Here is a 285-nt window from a genome sequence, read left to right as displayed (position 1 = left end):
CGGTATTCTCTACCTGACCACCTGTGTCGGTTTGGGGTACGGGCCGCGTGAAAGCTCGCTAGAGGCTTTTCTCGGCAGCATGGGATCACTCTACTTCGCCTCAATCGGCTACGCATCACGTCTCAGGCTTAATGAGTTGCGGATTTGCCTACAACTCGCCCTACACGCTTGCACCAGTACTACCACTCACTGGCGGAGCTACCCTCCTGCGTCACCCCATCGCTTGACTACTACAAGTTCAGGTCCCGCGCTCCACAGTCCCCTAGCTCCCGAAGGAGTTTCGGA

General features: G+C 57.2%; 1 rRNA gene. It reads right to left on the bottom strand.

What is annotated here, in order from left to right:
- Position 1: 1 nt before the first annotated feature.
- Positions 2-285: ribosomal RNA gene (locus QSK25_RS45280) — 23S ribosomal RNA — on the bottom strand; the annotation flags it as partial.

It is taken from the genome of Lentzea sp. NBRC 102530 (genome assembly GCF_030269365.1).
In the GTDB taxonomy this organism is placed as follows: Bacteria; Actinomycetota; Actinomycetes; order Mycobacteriales; family Pseudonocardiaceae; genus Lentzea.
This window is presented reverse-complemented; position numbering and strand designations above follow the sequence as displayed.